Genomic DNA, 16,480 nt, shown 5'->3' on the forward strand with positions numbered 1-16,480 from the left:
TATCGCGATGTTCAGATTTCCAGATTTACGCTAAAACCCGCGGTCGCGCCGGAGGTATGGAACCCCGCAGGCTTGTAGAGCGGAACGCCGGCAAACAGGTCATAGCTGAATCGCCCCCACAGCGCGCCGCGCACGCCGAGCGCGCTGCCCGCCAATTGATGGCCAACCAAGTGGCGGGTGTTTGTGCCGTCCACCCGGCCGTAGTCGGCGGCCAGATACAATTCATGCCCGCGAGAAAACACGTTCCAGGCGATTTCATTGCGCCATAGCAGGCCCTTTTCGCCGGACAGCATCTGTTCACCGTCAAAGCCACGCACCGTGTAACGCCCGGCAATGGCCATCCGCTCCTGCGGCGTCAGCGCATTCGGGCTCCACTGCCCCCTTACGCTGGTATACACCCGCCAGGGCTGATCGCCCCAGGAGAACGGCTGATTGATGCCCAGGTCGCCGAGCAAAATGCCGGTACGTGCGCTGCCTTCATGACGCGACTCTTCCGGGGCAGGCAGGGCATTGAATGCGCCGGTGCCGCGGCGCCAGTTGATATTGGCGTCCAGCGTAGTGGTACCGAAGTAGCTGCGCTGATTCAGCCCCAGCTCCCAGCCGGCGGTGCGACGTTTTTGCGACACAATATCAACGTCGTCCACGGCGTTAGTCGAGTGCTTGCGGTAGCCGCGCAGGTTGAGCGTTAACTTGTGCGACTGGTCGCGGTACAGCAACCGGGAGACGGTCAACTGAATGTTGTCGCTCTTGCCGCTGTAGCGCAGCACCTCATTGGCGTTGGGGATGTTCTGGTGATAGGTGTAGTCGTTGTAATTGGCCGAGAAAGCCCAATATCCCACCGGGAAAAAGTAGTTCAGCGTATGTGAACGGTTGCCGAACGGCCCGTGCTGAAACACATCCTTGCCGATGTTGGCGTAAAACAGGTCATTCTGCGCAAACGGCGCATCGATAGCCAGAGTGGCCGAACCGAGATAACGCCCGGTACTTTTGGAGCCGCTGTCGTCCAGCCCCAGGCTGAGCCGCACCGGGCGCCCTTCGTGCCAGTTGACCTGCAGGTCACTGGTTCCGTCCTCGGCGCCGGGTACGATTTTAATATCGGCATTGGCGCTGGGCACCCGCCTGAAGTTCTCCAGCCCCTGTTCGATATCGCGCAGGCTGAGAATATCGCCGCGTGAGGCCGGAATAGCGTTCCACAGCCGCCCACGCCAGGAGACCGGCTCCTCAAAGCGGATCTCACCGATACGCCCCGGCTGCAGCGTCAGCGCCAACACGCCCGTGGTCAAGTCCTGCTCCTGCGCCATCACGCGTGTGGTGACATAGCCCTTGGCCAGTATGGCGTTTTGTACCTTGTTGATGGCAAGCACAATGCCCTGGCTGCCCAGACAGCGGCCCCTGGCATCCGCCGCGGCGTTCAACGCCCATTGAAAGCGATCGGCAGACTCGCCGACCAACGTTAGCCGATTGATGATGAAGCAAGGGCGTTCATCGGTTGGGTAATCGGGCAGCACAACGTCGGGACGGGAAAGGCGCGCATCGGCCTGTGGGGCATTTTGCTGTTGCAGGGCGCGCTCGCGCTCCTGCTGGCGCTGCTGTTCGCGGGCATCAATGGACGCCATTCCATCGCTGGTAGACGCCGAAGCGGAAAACAGGGGTACGACGCCGATCAATAATCCCGACAGCCCGCAGCGGATAGAATAAAGTAAAGCACGAGCAGTATCTGAATCTGAGCGCATCCTTGGCTCCTCACCGTTACTTATAGTTATTTATTTGGTCAAAATCATAAGTTAAGTAAATTAATGTAAATAAACTTACTCTGGGGCGAATTATGAGCTTCGGGGGGGAAAAATCAACAGCTTTATGGCACTGCGATTCACAAAACCATAAGGGAGGCGGCGGGCATACGAAGAATGGCGAAACGGCGGGAGGATGACGCCATGATGCGCCATCCTTTAAAATTAATTGTCGATCGGGAGGAGAATCAGTAAACGAGACGGACAGCTATCAGCCCAGCAAATTGCTGCCGAACGCCCCCTGCCAATCCTGTTCGAATTTCTCGACCGCGGCCTGCACCGCCGGCGCGCTCAGGAACTGCTCAGCCACATCCACCGGCAGCGTGATGGCCTGGCAGCCCGCCAACAGGCATTCCAGCGCCTGGCGCGGCGTTTTAAAGCTGGCGGCCAGCACCTGCGCCGACGGCGCGTGCAGGCTCAGCAGCTGCTGCAGCTCGTGCACCATTTCGATGCCGTCGCCGCCCTGCGCGTCCACCCGATTGACGTAAGGCGCCACGTATTCCGCCCCGGCCAAGGCCGCCAGCAGCCCCTGCCCGGCGCCGTATACCGCCGTGCCCAGCGTCGGGATGGACATCGTTTTAAGCTTCTTGATCGCCGCCAGCCCCTCGGCGGTTGCGGGGATCTTGACCACCAGCCCCGGTACGCGCTGGCTGAGCAGCGCGGCCTCCGCCACCATGCGCTCCGCATCGGCCGCCATCACCTGCGCGAACAGCTTGCCGGTGCCGCCGAGGGCGTCGCGCAGCGCGGGCAGCACTTCCCAAATCGGCTTGCCTTCCTTCGCCACGATGCTCGGGTTAGTGGTGACGCCGTGCAGCGGCAGAATGCGCGCCAGGCGTTTTACCGCCGTCACATCGGCGGTATCGAGATAAAGCTCCATCACGGACTCCTGTGTCATGTTCTGTGGGCGGATTCAAACTCTGATCATCATAGGGCAAAAACCCCGCCAACCTTTGACCAAAATCAATCCAACTTTCATTCGAAACATCTTTAATGGCGAAAGATTCAGCAACGCCAAACGGGTGACTCATGTTCTTCAATCTGCAGCGCTACTCGACCCATGACGGCCCCGGTATCCGCAGCGTGGTCTTTTTAAAAGGGTGCCCGCTGAGCTGCCGCTGGTGCCAGAACCCCGAAAGCCGCTCGCGCCACGCGGATCTGCTGTTTGACGAGCGCCTGTGCCTGAGCGGCTGTACGCTGTGCGCCGAGCGCTGCCCGCAAGGCCTGCGGCGTGACGAGGGAGCATTGACGCTGCGGCGCGACGTCATCAGCGCAGACGACTATGCGGCGCTGGCCGCCACCTGCCCGACCGGCGCGCTCAGCCTGTGCGGCAGCGCGGTCAACCTCGACGATATCATGGCCGAGGTGATGCGGGATAAGCCTTTCTACCTGCGCAGCGGTGGTGGTGTAACGCTGTCCGGCGGCGAACCCTTTATGCAGCCGGAGGTCGCGGCGGAGCTGCTGCGGCGCGGCCGCGAAGCCGGCATCCACACCGCCGTCGAATCCTGTCTGCACGTTCCGTGGCGTTACATCGCCCCTTCGTTGCCCTGGCTGGATCTGCTGTTGGCCGATCTCAAACACACCGATGAAGCGCGTTTCAAAACCTGGACCGGCGGTTCCGCCCGTCGGGTGATGAACAATTTCCGCCGGCTGGCGGCGCACGGCGTGCCAATGACCGTGCGCGTGCCGCTGATCCCCGATTTCAATGCCGATCGCCACTCTGTCCGCGCGATTGTCGACTTCGCCGCCGACGAGATCGGCGTGTCGGAGATCCATTTTCTGCCGTATCACACGCTGGGCATCAACAAGTATCACCTGCTCGGCGAACCTTACCGCGCCGCCCGCACGCCGCTGGACGCGCCCGATCTGCTGGCCTTCGCCGAAGCGTACGCCGGCGCCAAAGGCCTGAGCGCCATTTTGCGAGGATAACGCCATGACTACGTTGGATTTGAAAACCCTCAGCGCCCGTATCCAGGCGCATAAGAACGCGCTGATTCACATCGTCAAACCGCCGGTGTGCACCGAACGCGCTCAGCACTATACCGAGGCCTATCAACAGCATCAGGATCGGCCGCTGCCGGTGCGCCGCGCGCTGGCGCTGGCCAACCATCTGGCGAAGCGCAGCATCTGGATCGCCAACGACGAGCTGATCGTCGGCAACCAGGCCAGCGAGCTGCGCGCCGCGCCGATCTTCCCCGAATACACCGTCGGCTGGATAGAAAACGAGATCGACCAGTTGGCCGACCGGCCGGGTGCCGGCTTCTCGGTCAGCGAAGAGAACAAGGCGATTTTGCACCGTCTTTGCCCCTGGTGGCGCGGCCAAACGGTGCAGGATCGCTGCTATGGCATGTTTACCGACGAACAGAAGGCGCTGCTGGCCACCGGCATCATCAAAGCCGAGGGCAACATGACCTCCGGCGACGCCCACCTGGCGGTCAACTTCCCGCTGCTGCTGGAACTAGGCCTCGACGGCCTGCGTGAAAAGGTGAACGCGCGCCGCAGCCGCCTGCGCCTGACCGAGTGGGAAGATCTGCATAAAGCGCAGTTTCTCAACGCCATCGACATCGTGCTGGCGGCGCTGAGCGAACACATCCTGCGCTTCGCTCACCTGGCGCGCGATATGGCGCAGCGCGAAACCCGCGACTGGCGGCGCACCGAGCTGCTGGCTATCGCAGACAACTGCGATCTGATCGCCCATCGCCCGCCGCACACCTTCTGGCAGGCGCTGCAGCTGTGCTATTTCATCCAGCTGACGTTGCAGATCGAATCCAACGGCCATTCGGTTTCCTTCGGCCGCCTCGACCAATATCTCTATCCCTGGTATCGGCGCGACGTCGAGCTGGAGCAGAACCTGGCGCGGGAAGACGCCATCGAGCTGCTGCACAGTTGCTGGCTGAAGCTGCTGGAGGTCAACAAGATCCGCTCCGGCTCGCACTCCAAGGCCTCAGCCGGCAGCCCGCTGTACCAGAACGTCACCATCGGCGGCCAAAAACTGCTCGACGGCCGGCCGTGCGACGCGGTCAACCCGCTGTCCTACGCCATCCTCGAATCCTGCGGCCGCCTGCGTTCCACCCAACCCAACCTCAGCGTGCGTTACCACGCAGGAATGAGCGCCGATTTCCTCGACGCCTGCGTACAGGTGATCCGCTGCGGCTTCGGCATGCCGGCGTTCAACAACGACGAAATCGTCATTCCCGAGTTCATCAAGCTGGGGGTTGAACCGCAGGACGCCTACGACTATGCCGCCATCGGCTGCATCGAGACCGCCGTCGGCGGCAAATGGGGCTATCGCTGCACCGGCATGAGCTTCATCAACTTTGCCCGCGTGCTGCTGGCGGCGCTGGAACAGGGCCGCGACGCCACCTCCGGGCAGATTTTCCTGCCGCAGGAACAGGCGCTGTCCAAAGGAAACTTCGCCGATTTCGAGCAGGTGATGGCCGCCTGGGATCGGCAAATCCGCTACTACACGCGTAAGTCAATTGAGATCGAATGCGTGGTGGACAGCGTGCTGGAGGAGAACGCCCACGATATTCTCTGCTCCGCGCTGGTGGATGACTGCATCGAACGCGGCAAAAGCATCAAGCAAGGCGGCGCCAAGTACGACTGGGTTTCCGGCCTGCAGGTCGGCATCGCCAACCTCGGCAACAGCCTGGCGGCGGTGCGCAAACTGGTGTTCGAGCAAGGGGCGATCGGCCAGCAGCGGCTGGCGGCGGCGCTGGCCGACGACTTCGCCGGGCTGGATGGCGAACAGCTGCGCCAGCGGCTGCTCAACGCCGCGCCCAAATACGGCAACGACGTGGACAAGGTCGATCGGCTGCTGGTGCGCGCCTACCAAACCTACATCGACGAACTGAAGCAGTATCGCAACACCCGCTTCGGCCGCGGGCCGATAGGCGGCGGCTACTACGCCGGCACCTCGTCTATCTCGGCCAACGTGCCCTTCGGCGCCGCCACCCTCGCCACCCCGGATGGACGCAAGGCGCACCAGCCGCTGGCGGAAGGCGCCAGCCCGGCGTCCGGCACCGACCACCTGGGGCCGACCGCGGTGTTCAATTCGCTCGCCAAGTTGCCTACCGAGGCAATCCTAGGCGGCGTGCTGCTCAACCAAAAGCTGAACCCGGCGACGCTGGACAACCCGCGCGATCGGGAAAAGCTGATGCTGATGTTGCGCACCTTCTTCGAGAGCTATCGCGGCTGGCATGTGCAGTACAACATCGTGTCGCGCGAAACGCTGCTGGCGGCGAAGCAACACCCTGACCAATATCGTGATTTAGTGGTTCGCGTAGCTGGCTATTCCGCCTTCTTTACCGCATTATCCCCTGAGGCGCAGGATGATATTATTGCGCGCACAGAACATACTCTTTAAACCTTTGACTCTTAGCGGCCGCGCCTTGGCGGCCGCATCATCAGGCCGATATGAATTTACGACAACAGACCATATTGCAGTTGGTTAACGATCGCCGGCGGATCAGCGTCAATGAGCTGGCGCGCGCCTCGGGCGTCTCGGAAGTCACCATCCGACAGGATCTCAACCTGCTGGAAAAGCGCAGCTACCTGAAGCGGGTACACGGTTCCGCCGTAGCGCTGGAGAGCGACGACGTCGACGCCCGCATGATGTCCAATTTCACCCTCAAACAACGGTTGGCGCAATATGCCGCCGCGCAGGTCAACGACGGCGAAACGATCTTCATCGAGAGCGGCAGCGCCAATGCCCTGCTGGCGCGCTACATTGCCGAACGCAAGCGCATTACGCTGATCACCGTCAGCCACTATATCGCCAACCTGCTGAAAGAAACCGACTGCGACGTGATTGTGCTGGGCGGCATGTACCAGAAGAAAAGCGAGACCGTGGTCGGCCCGCTTACGCGGCTGTGCATTCAGCAGGTACATTTCAACAAGGCGTTTATCGGCATTGACGGCTTTCAGGCCGAAACCGGCTTTACCGGCCGCGACATGATGCGCGCCGACGTGGTCAGCGCGGTGCTGGCCAAAGGCGTGGAGAATATCGTGCTAACGGACTCGAGCAAATTCGGCCAGATCCAGCCCAACCCGCTGGCGCAGCCCGGCCAGATCAGCCGGGTGATCACCGATTCGCGTTTGGCGCTGGAGTATCAGCATCAGCTGAAACGCCAGGGCGTACAGGTGGAGCTGGTCAACGAATAACGCAGGTCGCCGCCGCACCGCGCGGGCTTCACCGCGCGCCTTCCCCTTGCGCAGCGGGATTTTAAGACTATTTACCTGTTTATCCTTCCCGAGAAACCTATACTCAGTTTCGGCGCCTTTTGGGCCGTAACTTGCTAATTATTCGGCCGTTAACAAAAAATGCCATTTTTTTATATCGATACTGTACGGGAATCAACGGCAGGCCTGATTTATGGTTAACGCCTATACTTATAGGGCACTTCCATATAGCCAATGCTAAGGAGAAGTCATTATGATGATTATCAATAAACGTTTCGCCACCGCCGCGCTGGCACTGACTCTGGCGTTTTCACTCAGCGCCTGTTCCAACATGTCCAAACGCGATCGCAACACCGCTATCGGCGCCGGCGCCGGTGCAGTCGGCGGCGCAGTGCTGACAGACGGCAGCGCGTTGGGCACGTTGGGTGGGGCTGCGGTAGGGGGCATCATCGGTCACCAGGTTGGCAAATAACCTGACCGAGAGACCTCGGCCGACAGGCTGGCAAAAGCGCCTCGGCGCTTTGACGTATTAACCAGAATAACGATGATTTCAGGTCTGTTTTACTTTAAGTCTATGGTTCTTTTACCGTTAACGGGCTAACCCCCGGCAGCAACAACCTCAAGCCATGCCGCAGTATTGCACCGCGGCATGGCGATTCACCTCAACCGCCCGCCAGTTTGACCTTCATGCCTTTGGCTTCCAGCAGCTGTTTAAGCAGATCGCGTTTATCGCCCTGGATCTCGATAATCCCGTCTTTCACCGAACCGCCGCAACCGCATTTCTTTTTCAGCTCGGCCGCCAGTTTGTCGAGCGCGGCATCATCCAGATCGACGCCGGCGATCAGGCATACCCCCTTCCCCTTGCGGCCGCTGGTCTGACGCTGGATGCGCACGATGCCGTCGCCCTTGGCGCGTTGCGGTTTAACGTCTTCCTGCTTGATGCGGCCGGTGTCCGTGGAATACACCAGGCGGCTGTTATCGTCATTCATCATTGCTTCCTCAGGCCAAAGAGGCGCGGATCGCGCGCAGCGTCGCGGCCGGATCCGCAGATTGGGTGATCGGACGCCCAATCACCATGTAGTCCACGCCGGCGGCCTGGGCCTGAACAGGGGTCATGATACGGCGCTGATCGCCCGCCGCGCTGCCTTCAGGGCGGATCCCCGGCGTAACCAGTTGGAAAGCCTGCCCGCAGGCGGCCTTCAGGCGCTGCGCTTCGTGTGCCGAACAGACCACGCCGTCCAGCCCGCAGTCGCGGGCCAGGCGCGCCAGGCGCTCGGCGTGTTCCGCCGGGCTGGCCTCGATGCCAATGCCGCGCAGGTCTTCCGCTTCCATGCTGGTGAGCACCGTCACGGCGATCAGCAGCGGCGCATCCGCTCCGTAAGGCAGCAGTGCTTCTTTAGCGGCGGTCATCATGCGCGCGCCGCCGCTGGCATGGACGTTGACCATCCAAACGCCCAGCTCGGCCGCTGCCGCAACCGCATGCGCGGTGGTATTGGGAATATCGTGGAATTTCAGGTCGAGAAACACGTCGAAACCGCGCCCGTGCAAATCGCGCACCAGCTGCGGCCCAAACAGCGTGAACATTTCTTTGCCCACTTTCAGCCGGCAGTCTTGCGGATCGATACGGTCGGCGAACGCCAGCGCAGCGTTCTTATCGGCGTAATCTAACGCCACAACGATTGGAGATGATTTTAAGTCATTGTTATTAGTGTTATTTTCAGACTTCATTTCTTCTACCTTCTGTAAAATGGACATAATCAGGTACTCACCCGCGAAACTGACCGCCGCATTCTACATGCCGGGGGCCAGAAATCCCAGCCGCAGCGCGTACCGCCGCTCTGTCATGTTACCTCTCACCTTTGTCATGGCGCGTCAACGAAAGCGCGTCAGCGATAAACCACGCAGCGTAAAACGTCGTAAAGATGCGTAAATTATCAATCAAAAATTTTGAACAACTTACTCAGCATTATCAGATTTTCAAACGGAGCAGATGCTTTATTATTCACCACATCGGAAGCGAATGGCTTCCTTCCTCAATAAACAGACTGGAGTCACCTATGAAAACCATCAAATATTTTGCAGCCGCTGCCGCTATCGCACTGACCTCTTTCGCTACCTTCGCCGCTGAGCCGGTCAACAGCCAACAGGCTGACAGCCTGACCGCCACCGGCATCGTTTCCGCGGGCCATGCGACCACCCTCAGCAGCCTGGAGAAAAAACTGGCCGCTAAAGCCGATGCCCAAGGCGCCGGCAGCTACCGCATCATCTCCGCCGGCGGTAACAACATGCTGAGCGGCACCGCGATCATCTATAAATAATGTTTCCGGTACAGGGCCCGCACGCTCGGGCCCTGCCTCTGTTTCTCGCCTAAAAAACCCGCGTTTGCCTCACCCCTCTTTGTTACAGAAATATTAAATTTTCATTACACACTAGACACCCGATCGCCAGTGGCTTAGCTTGAAGGCATCTTCCTGCAGAAAGGCTTTCAAAATGAGCGAGATATCGACACTTACCATCAAAATTCCTCTGGAACTGAAGGAAAAAATCCGCGCCGCCGCCGCTGAAAACGAATTTTCGTTGAGCGTGGAAGTATGCCAGCGCCTGGAAAACAGCTTCAACGCGCCCGCCACCAAGGCAGAAAAGCCGGCCAAAAAGGCGGATGAGCTGCACCACGGCGAGATCGACAATCAAAGCACCGAAGAAGAGGTTGAACAGCCGCTGAGCCAGAAAGAACTGAAGAAACTGCGCCAGCTGTTGAAAACCGGCGCCAAAGGCGGCAAGAAAAAGTAAGCGGCAAACGAAAAAACGGGGCGATAATCGCCCCGTTTTGTTTTGCCCCGCCGCCGCGTTATTGCCCGTCCAGACCGCGGATCGGTTTGACCGATGACCAGGCTCGGCACGACGGGCAATGCCAATAGAGCGAGTGCGCAGTGAAGCCACATTTGTGGCAGCGGTAACGCGGCTTGGTACGAATTTGCTCGCCGACCATATCGCGCAACAGCAGCAGGCTCTCTTTCGCCCGGCCGTCTTCGGCGTCCGCCAGGTGATAATCCATCAGCCGGTAAAACACGCGCATGGTCGGATGGCGCTGCAGCTGGCGGTTGATATAGACCTGCACCACGTCGCGCCCTTCGTGCTGTTCGATGATCTCGGCCAGCATCAGATCGGCGGTGGCGCCGGTGTTCTCTTCCACGCAGCGTTTCAGGAATTCAACCCAGCTGTGCTGTTGTTCCGGCAGATGCGTGTAGCATTCCTGCAGCATCGGCAGCGTTTCACTGACCAACTCTTTATCCTGGCTCAGCACGCGTTGCAGCGACTCTGCCGCTTTGGCGTAGTCGTTTTGCGCCATGTAGATGCGCCCGAACATGATGGATACGCGCGCACACTGTTTATCGGCTGCGTCCGCACGTTTGAGCAGGCTCATCGCCCGATCGAGATCGTCGCTGCCCATCGCCTGCAGCGCCAGTTCGCAATAGAAGTGCGCGATCTCGACGCGCTGTTTCTCTTTACCCAGCTTGACCAGCTTTTCCGCCACGTCGATCGCTTTTTGCCAATCGCTGGTGGCCTGATGGATCACCAGCAGTTGCTGCAGCGCCGATACGCGAAAATCCGCTTCGTCAGTCAACTGGCTGAACATGTCTTCCGCGCGATCGTACAGCCCGGCCGCCATATAGTCGCGGCCCAGCTGCTGTACCGCCAGCAGGCGCTGTTCAAAGGTCAGGGAGGCGCTTTCCATCAAGGCCTGGTGGATGCGGATGGCGCGGTCGACTTCGCCGCGCGAACGGAACAGGTTACCCAGCGTCAGGTGGGCTTCAACGGTGTTGCTGTCCTCTTTCAACATGTCGAGGAACAGATCGACCGCCTTGTCCTGCTGGTTGGAAAGCAGAAAGTTCACCCCTGCCACGTATTCACGCGACAGGCGGTTGGCTTCTTGCTGTTTATCCTGCTGAGCGCTTCTGCGCCCCATGTACCAACCGTACGCGGCAGCCACGGGCAGCAACAGAAACAGCAGTTCTAACATAGAGGATTATTCCTTGCTGACAACGGGCTGAGCCGCCGGTTCAGCGGGCTGCTCAAGCTGCAGCTCCAACCTTTTGATCTTGCGCTCGGCGCGGCCCAACGCAATGCGCGTGCGCAGGTAGAACAGGCCGCAAATGATCCAGCCGAGAACAAAACCGGCGCCAAACAGCGTGGCCAACAGGGTCGATACGCGATAGTCACCCTGCGCAACCAGATAGTTGAAATTGACCACCTGATCGTTATGCGCACCCAAGGTGACGGAAATCACGAAGATCACCAGAACCAACAAAAAAATCAGCAAATATTTCACATTCTTTCCCGCGATGCCGAGTGAATCGGATGAACGATGCCAAAACGTGGCGTCCCTAACCCTTAAGTTAGCATTTCCCACTGCGGCAGGGAAACCCTGCGGCACGATAAAACCACATATCTGCTGGCATATTCGGCAGTAAACGGCCTTAGCGAACAAATTGATGAGAAAGCTTCTCAAAACGTCGAATTTATAAGGATATGGGGGCGACGGCGCGGATTGCAATGGCGGGAAAATGTAAGCGGTTAATGCGGCGCCGATCCGACGCCGCGTTTTTGTGACACAGTCACGTCATGACATGATTAACCCGCCGTCCACATTGATGGTTTGGCCGGTGATGTAGTCGGCATCGTCCGAGGCAAGAAAGGCCACGAGACCCGCCACGTCCTCGGGCTGACCGGCGCGCTTGAGCGGAATACCCGCCACCCACTCGGCCATCAACGCCCCTTTGCCGTAGGTTTTTTCCGGCCCGCTGAGAATTTCGCCCCAAACGCGGTCGTTATATTCCCACATCTCGCTTTCAATGATGCCGGGGCAGAATGCATTGACGGTAATGCCATACGGTGCCAGCTCGAGCGCTAAACTTTGCGTAATGCCGATCACGCCCATTTTGCTGGCGGCGTAATGCGGTGTGTAAATGAATCCGTTACGCCCCTGACCGGAAGAGGTGTTGATCAGCCGCCCCTGGCGCTGGCCGACCATATATTTAGCCGCTTCCCGGCAGCAGAGCCACACCGCAGTGGTATTTACCGCCAACACTTTCTCAAAATCGCTTTTGGGCATCTGGTCAAAACGATCGATAGTGATCACCCCAGCGTTTTGAATGGAAACGTCGATCGCGCCGAATTGCTCCCAAGCCTGACGATAAAAATCAACCACCTGCGCCTCATCGGTGACGTCGAGGATCACCGGCAGAATCTCCACACCATAACGCTGGCGCAGCGTTTCCGCCGTGGTCAGAATGCGTTCCGCATTCGATGCAATCACCAGATTGGCGCCCAAACGGGCGAAGCGCTCAGCGATGCCGGCCCCAATGCCGCGGCATGCGCCGGTAATCACCACGGTTTTCCCCGTGAAATCACGACTCATGGTTGTTCTCCTGTCATCAATGAGCTCGCCTGCGGCCGCCACAGGGTGCGTTGCACCGCCTGCCGCCAGGCGCTGTAGTTTTCCTGCAGCTGCCGGTGGCGCTGCATATCGGGTTTAAATTCATCATGTTGGGGCAACAATGCCGCCAGTTGCCGATCGGTAGTCCCCCACAGGCTGCGCATCGCCATCAGCGCCGCCCCCAGCGCCGAGAGTTCCGCCGTGTTGCTGCGCCACACCGGGCAACCCAGCAGATCGGCCTGAAACTGCATCAGCCAGTCATTGCGGCTGGGGCCGCCATCGGCCATTAACCCCTGCAATGCAAAACCCGGCTGTTGCCGCAATACGCCGATCACATCGGCGATTTGATAAGCCACCGACTCAAATGCGGCCCGCACCAAATGTTCCCGCCGCGTGCCGCGGCTGAGGCCGCAGATCACGCCGCGCGCCTGCTCATCCCACCAGGGTGCGCCGACCCCGGTCAGTGCCGGCACAAAATAGACGCCACCGCTGTCGGCCACGCAAACAGGCAGTTCACTTAACGGCGTCTCGCCCCCCGCCGGCATGGCGGTGATATCCAGCATCCAGGCAATGGCGTCGCCGGTGTGGGGAATATTGCCCTCCAGCGCATACTGCATACGCTCGCCATCGTGCCAGGCGACGGTCGTTGCCAGAGCGCTCGTGTCGCATTGCGCTTCGGCGATCGGCGCCATCACCGATGAACCGGTGCCATAGGTGGCCTTAACCTGCCCCGCCTGGCCGAGCGCATGGCCGTACAGCGCCGCATGCGAATCACCGACCATCGCGCCAATCGGAATGCCGTCGGCAATGCCTTCCAATCCCAACGTCGCGCCGAACACATGGCTGGAGGGAGAGATCGTCGGCAACGCCTGGCGGGGAATGTTGAACAGCGCCAGCATCCGCTCGTCCCAATCGCCGGAGGCAAGGTTCAACAGCTGGGTGCGAGCGGCATTGGAGGTATCGCAGCCGAATGCCTGTCCTCCGCTCAACTGCCACAGCAGCCAGGCATCGATGGTGCCAAGGCAAATTTCTCCGTTCTCCGCCATCCGTTGCCCCCCTTCGCAGCGATCGAGCAACCAGCGCATTTTCGCCGCCGAGAACAGCGGTGAAAGCGGCAGGCCGGTGGCGCGACGCACCACTTCGGCCTGCCGATCGTGCCGCAGCCGTTCACAGAAATCGGCGGCACGCGCGCATTGCCAGGTTAGGGCCGGACCGATCGGCTGGCCGTCGGAACGCCGCCAACCGATGGCGGTTTCACGCTGGTTGCTGATGGCGATACCGGCAATACGGGATGCGCCGGCCAACGCAATCGCTTCCCGCAGCACCGCCAGAGAGGCTGCCAGTAAGGCCTCACCCCGCTGTTCCACCCAACCGGGCTGCGGCGTCTGCAGCGTCAACGGCCTGCTGGCTCTGGCGACGATCGCCCCCTGCGCATTCACCACCACGGCCTTGGCGTTGCTGGTGCCTTCGTCCAACGCGACAATGCAATCCGCTTTAACCATGGCTCACCTCAGCCAGCGGCTGCACCGCTTTTTTCTCCTGCCGCTGCATCAAAATGACCTTGCTCTGCAAACGCTGCTGGAACTGGTCAATCACCACGGCGGTAACGATCACCAGCCCTTTAATCACCATTTGCCAGAACTCGCTGACGCCCATCATCACCAGACCGTCCGCCAGAAAAACGATCACAAAGGCGCCGATGATCGAACCGAATACCCTGCCGCGGCCACCGCTGAGCGCCGTACCGCCCAGCACCGTCGCGCCGATGGCGTCCATCTCGAACATATTGCCGGTCATCGGGTGCGCGGTTTGCAACTGAGAAGCGATGACCAGCCCCACCAGCGCCGCACACAGCCCGGAGAAGGCATAGACGAACATTTTCACTTTGACGATCGGCACCCCCGACAGCCGCGCCGCCGGCTCATTGCCGCCAATCGCATAGATATAACGGCCCAGCGGCGTTTTCTTGGTGAGATAGACCCCCAACAACACGATGGCCAACATCAGCCAAATCGGGTTGTAAATCCCGAGAAAGGTGCCGGATCCCAGGGCCGCGAAACCGGTGTTGCCCAGCGCTTCCATGCCCACCAGATTGGGATAGGTTTTGCCGTCCGCCGTCAGCAATGCCGCCCCACGCGCCACGTACATTGCGCCCAGGGTACAGATGAATGGCGCAACGCCGAGCCGCGTAATCAGCGTGCCGTTGACCAACCCCAACAATACGCCCAACAGCGCCACCGCGCCGATCACTTCGAAAACGTTGAGAAACAGCCGGTTGCCATCCCACAGCGGGATACCGACGGTCAACAGCGCACCGGCGATCATCCCGCACAGGCCCGCCACCGCGCCGACCGACAAATCGATGCCGCCGGTGAGGATCACCAGCGTCATGCCAACCGCCAGCAGCCCGGTAATCGCCACGTGCTGCGTCATGATCAGCAGATTGGAGACGGTCAGAAAATTCGGCACCATGCCGCTGAAGAACAGCACCACCAGCAACAGGGCGATGAAGGTGCGCGCCTGCAGCAAATACATATACAACCGATACTTGGTTTGCATTGCCTTATCCTTATGCGTGTGGGGTTGAGGCGCGGATCAGCGTTTCGCGATCGGCCCGTTCGCGCGGCAGATCGGCCGTCAGTTTCCCGTCCGCCATCACCATCACCCGGTCGGCCAGTGAGACCACCTCATCCAGCTCCGACGAAGAGAACATCACCGCCAGCCCCTGGCGTGCCATCGCGCCAATCAGGTGATAAACGTCCGTTTTGGCGCCGACGTCGATTCCGCGCGTCGGCTCATCGAGAAACACTACCTGCGGCCCGGTCAGCAGCGCCTTGCCCAACACCACTTTCTGCTGATTGCCGCCGCTCAGGCTGGTGATTGGCAGCTCCCGGTCACTCACCTTGATCGCCAGTTTTTCGATCATGCCGTCGACCAACGCACACTCCCCGGCCGCCGCCAACGGCCGCAGCGCGTTGCGCCCCAGGCTGGCCAGGGTCATGTTGGCCTTGATCGACATCATCTGCACCAAACCCTCCGCCTGCCTGTCTTCCGGCACCAGCGCCATGCCCAACGCCATGCGCTGACGAAACCCCAACCGCTCCACGCTTTTGCCGTTGAGCAGAATGCGGCCTGCCGTCTGGCGCATCACGCCGTTGATCACCTTGAACAGTTCGGTGCGGCCGGCGCCCAACAGGCCATAAATGCCGATCACTTCCCCTTTGCGCAGTGAAAAACTGACGTCGTTAAGGCAATAGCCGCCGTTTTCACGCGGCAGCGTCAACTGCTCAACCTTCAGCACTTCATCCCCTTGCTCTGCCGCGCAATAATCAAAGTGCTTGCTCTTTTCCCCGACCATCTTTTCGATGATCCACGGGATGCTGACGTTGCAGACCGGCTCGGCGGCAACAAAACGCCCATCGCGAAACACCGTGATGCGATCGCCAATCTCCATCAGCTCTTCCAGACGGTGAGAAATGTAGATGATGGTGACGCCGCGTTTTTTCAGATCGGCGATCACCCGAAACAGCGTGCGCACTTCAGCCTGGCTCAGCGCCGACGTCGGCTCATCCATGATCAGCACCCGGGTGTCCTTCGCCAAGGCGCGAGCAATTTCCACCAGCTGCTGATGTCCGATGCCGAGACTGCCCAACGGCGTATGCGGATCGATGTCCAACTCCAGCCGCTGCAGCAAGGATTTGGCCAGCTGATATTGATAGTCCACATTGATGCGGCCACGCTGGAAGAACTCGTTGGCCATAAAAATGTTGTCCATCACCGACAGGTTGGGGAACAGGTTCAGCTCCTGGAAAATAATGCTGATCCCGAGCCGCTCCGCCTGCTGCGTGGAAGTTAGCGTCACCGCTTTACCCTCCAGCTCGATGGTGCCGGAGGACGGGGTTTCCACCCCCGCCAGCAGCTTCATCATGGTCGACTTGCCGGCGCCGTTTTCGCCGATCAGCACGTTGACCTGATTGCGAAACACTTGATAACTCACGCTATCCAACGCGGTGACGCCAGGATAGAGACGCGAAACGTTGCGCGTTTGAATAATGACCGGATCGCTCATCACGCC

16 protein-coding genes are annotated in these 16,480 nt (G+C 60.0%); 6 read left to right on the plus strand and 10 right to left on the minus strand.

The window, feature by feature from the left end:
- Window positions 1-11 precede the first annotated feature (11 nt).
- Together ACJ8HH_RS08740 and fsa are read right to left on the minus strand one after the other, a co-directional pair.
- On the minus strand, window positions 12-1,733 hold the full coding sequence (locus tag ACJ8HH_RS08740) for a ShlB/FhaC/HecB family hemolysin secretion/activation protein (protein WP_197766211.1): 1,722 nt from the start codon (window positions 1,731-1,733) through the stop codon (window positions 12-14).
- A 268-nt stretch (window positions 1,734-2,001) separates the two neighbouring features.
- Window positions 2,002-2,667, minus strand: a complete 666-nt coding sequence (gene fsa / locus ACJ8HH_RS08745) for a fructose-6-phosphate aldolase (protein ID WP_033647546.1) — start codon at window positions 2,665-2,667, stop codon at window positions 2,002-2,004.
- 149 nt (window positions 2,668-2,816) lie between these two features.
- On the opposite strand from fsa, the gene ACJ8HH_RS08750 reads away from it, so the two are divergent.
- From ACJ8HH_RS08750 to osmB, 4 genes are all read left to right on the plus strand, one after another.
- The gene (locus tag ACJ8HH_RS08750; RefSeq protein ID WP_060425815.1) at window positions 2,817-3,716 is read left to right on the plus strand and encodes a glycyl-radical enzyme activating protein; all 900 of its coding nucleotides are present in this window, start codon (window positions 2,817-2,819) and stop codon (window positions 3,714-3,716) included.
- 4 nt (window positions 3,717-3,720) lie between these two features.
- Window positions 3,721-6,153 carry a formate C-acetyltransferase/glycerol dehydratase family glycyl radical enzyme gene (locus tag ACJ8HH_RS08755; protein ID WP_197766212.1) on the plus strand — a complete coding sequence of 811 codons (2,433 nt, stop codon included), beginning with the start codon at window positions 3,721-3,723 and terminating at the stop codon, window positions 6,151-6,153.
- 50 nt (window positions 6,154-6,203) lie between these two features.
- Window positions 6,204-6,950, plus strand: a complete 747-nt coding sequence (locus ACJ8HH_RS08760; protein ID WP_004930631.1) for a DeoR/GlpR family DNA-binding transcription regulator — start codon at window positions 6,204-6,206, stop codon at window positions 6,948-6,950.
- 271 nt (window positions 6,951-7,221) lie between these two features.
- Window positions 7,222-7,440 carry an osmotically-inducible lipoprotein OsmB gene (gene osmB, locus ACJ8HH_RS08765; protein WP_004945176.1) on the plus strand — a complete coding sequence of 73 codons (219 nt, stop codon included), beginning with the start codon at window positions 7,222-7,224 and terminating at the stop codon, window positions 7,438-7,440.
- Between the two features lie 190 nt (window positions 7,441-7,630).
- Here osmB and yciH read toward each other — a convergent pair whose 3' ends face one another.
- Together yciH and pyrF are read right to left on the minus strand one after the other, a co-directional pair.
- Complete coding sequence (gene yciH, locus ACJ8HH_RS08770; RefSeq protein WP_033647552.1) at window positions 7,631-7,957, minus strand: stress response translation initiation inhibitor YciH; 327 nt, start codon at window positions 7,955-7,957, stop codon at window positions 7,631-7,633.
- Between the two features lie 10 nt (window positions 7,958-7,967).
- Window positions 7,968-8,696, minus strand: a complete 729-nt coding sequence (pyrF, locus tag ACJ8HH_RS08775) for an orotidine-5'-phosphate decarboxylase (protein ID WP_049232982.1) — start codon at window positions 8,694-8,696, stop codon at window positions 7,968-7,970.
- Window positions 8,697-9,025: 329 nt separating this feature from the next.
- On the opposite strand from pyrF, the gene bhsA reads away from it, so the two are divergent.
- Together bhsA and ACJ8HH_RS08785 are read left to right on the plus strand one after the other, a co-directional pair.
- Window positions 9,026-9,286 (plus strand): multiple stress resistance protein BhsA, encoded by a 261-nt coding sequence (gene bhsA, locus ACJ8HH_RS08780; protein ID WP_033647554.1) that lies wholly within the window; start codon window positions 9,026-9,028, stop codon window positions 9,284-9,286.
- A gap of 172 nt (window positions 9,287-9,458) precedes the next feature.
- Window positions 9,459-9,758, plus strand: a complete 300-nt coding sequence (locus ACJ8HH_RS08785; protein WP_039565877.1) for an Arc family DNA-binding protein — start codon at window positions 9,459-9,461, stop codon at window positions 9,756-9,758.
- 58 nt (window positions 9,759-9,816) lie between these two features.
- Here ACJ8HH_RS08785 and lapB read toward each other — a convergent pair whose 3' ends face one another.
- The 6 genes from lapB to ACJ8HH_RS08815 all read right to left on the minus strand — a co-directional run bounded on the left by lapB (window position 9,817) and on the right by ACJ8HH_RS08815 (window position 16,474).
- Complete coding sequence (lapB, locus tag ACJ8HH_RS08790; protein WP_033634721.1) at window positions 9,817-10,989, minus strand: lipopolysaccharide assembly protein LapB; 1,173 nt, start codon at window positions 10,987-10,989, stop codon at window positions 9,817-9,819.
- A 6-nt stretch (window positions 10,990-10,995) separates the two neighbouring features.
- Window positions 10,996-11,298: a LapA family protein gene (locus tag ACJ8HH_RS08795; protein WP_004930650.1), complete on the minus strand. Its 303-nt coding sequence runs from the start codon at window positions 11,296-11,298 to the stop codon at window positions 10,996-10,998.
- Between the two features lie 291 nt (window positions 11,299-11,589).
- Window positions 11,590-12,387 (minus strand): SDR family oxidoreductase, encoded by a 798-nt coding sequence (locus tag ACJ8HH_RS08800; protein ID WP_060451612.1) that lies wholly within the window; start codon window positions 12,385-12,387, stop codon window positions 11,590-11,592.
- A complete protein-coding gene (locus ACJ8HH_RS08805; RefSeq protein WP_060418846.1) occupies window positions 12,384-13,907 on the minus strand; it encodes an FGGY family carbohydrate kinase in 1,524 nt (507 codons plus the stop codon). Before ACJ8HH_RS08805 ends, ACJ8HH_RS08800 begins: the two co-directional genes overlap by 4 nt.
- Window positions 13,900-14,964 (minus strand): ABC transporter permease, encoded by a 1,065-nt coding sequence (locus tag ACJ8HH_RS08810; protein ID WP_039565870.1) that lies wholly within the window; start codon window positions 14,962-14,964, stop codon window positions 13,900-13,902. The genes ACJ8HH_RS08805 and ACJ8HH_RS08810 overlap by 8 nt, the downstream gene beginning before the upstream one ends.
- A 10-nt stretch (window positions 14,965-14,974) precedes the next feature.
- Window positions 14,975-16,474, minus strand: a complete 1,500-nt coding sequence (locus ACJ8HH_RS08815; protein ID WP_060427978.1) for a sugar ABC transporter ATP-binding protein — start codon at window positions 16,472-16,474, stop codon at window positions 14,975-14,977.
- Window positions 16,475-16,480 lie beyond the last annotated feature (6 nt).

Source organism: Serratia sp. CY32780 (genome assembly GCF_052169135.1).
GTDB lineage: Bacteria > Pseudomonadota > Gammaproteobacteria > Enterobacterales > Enterobacteriaceae > Serratia > Serratia sarumanii.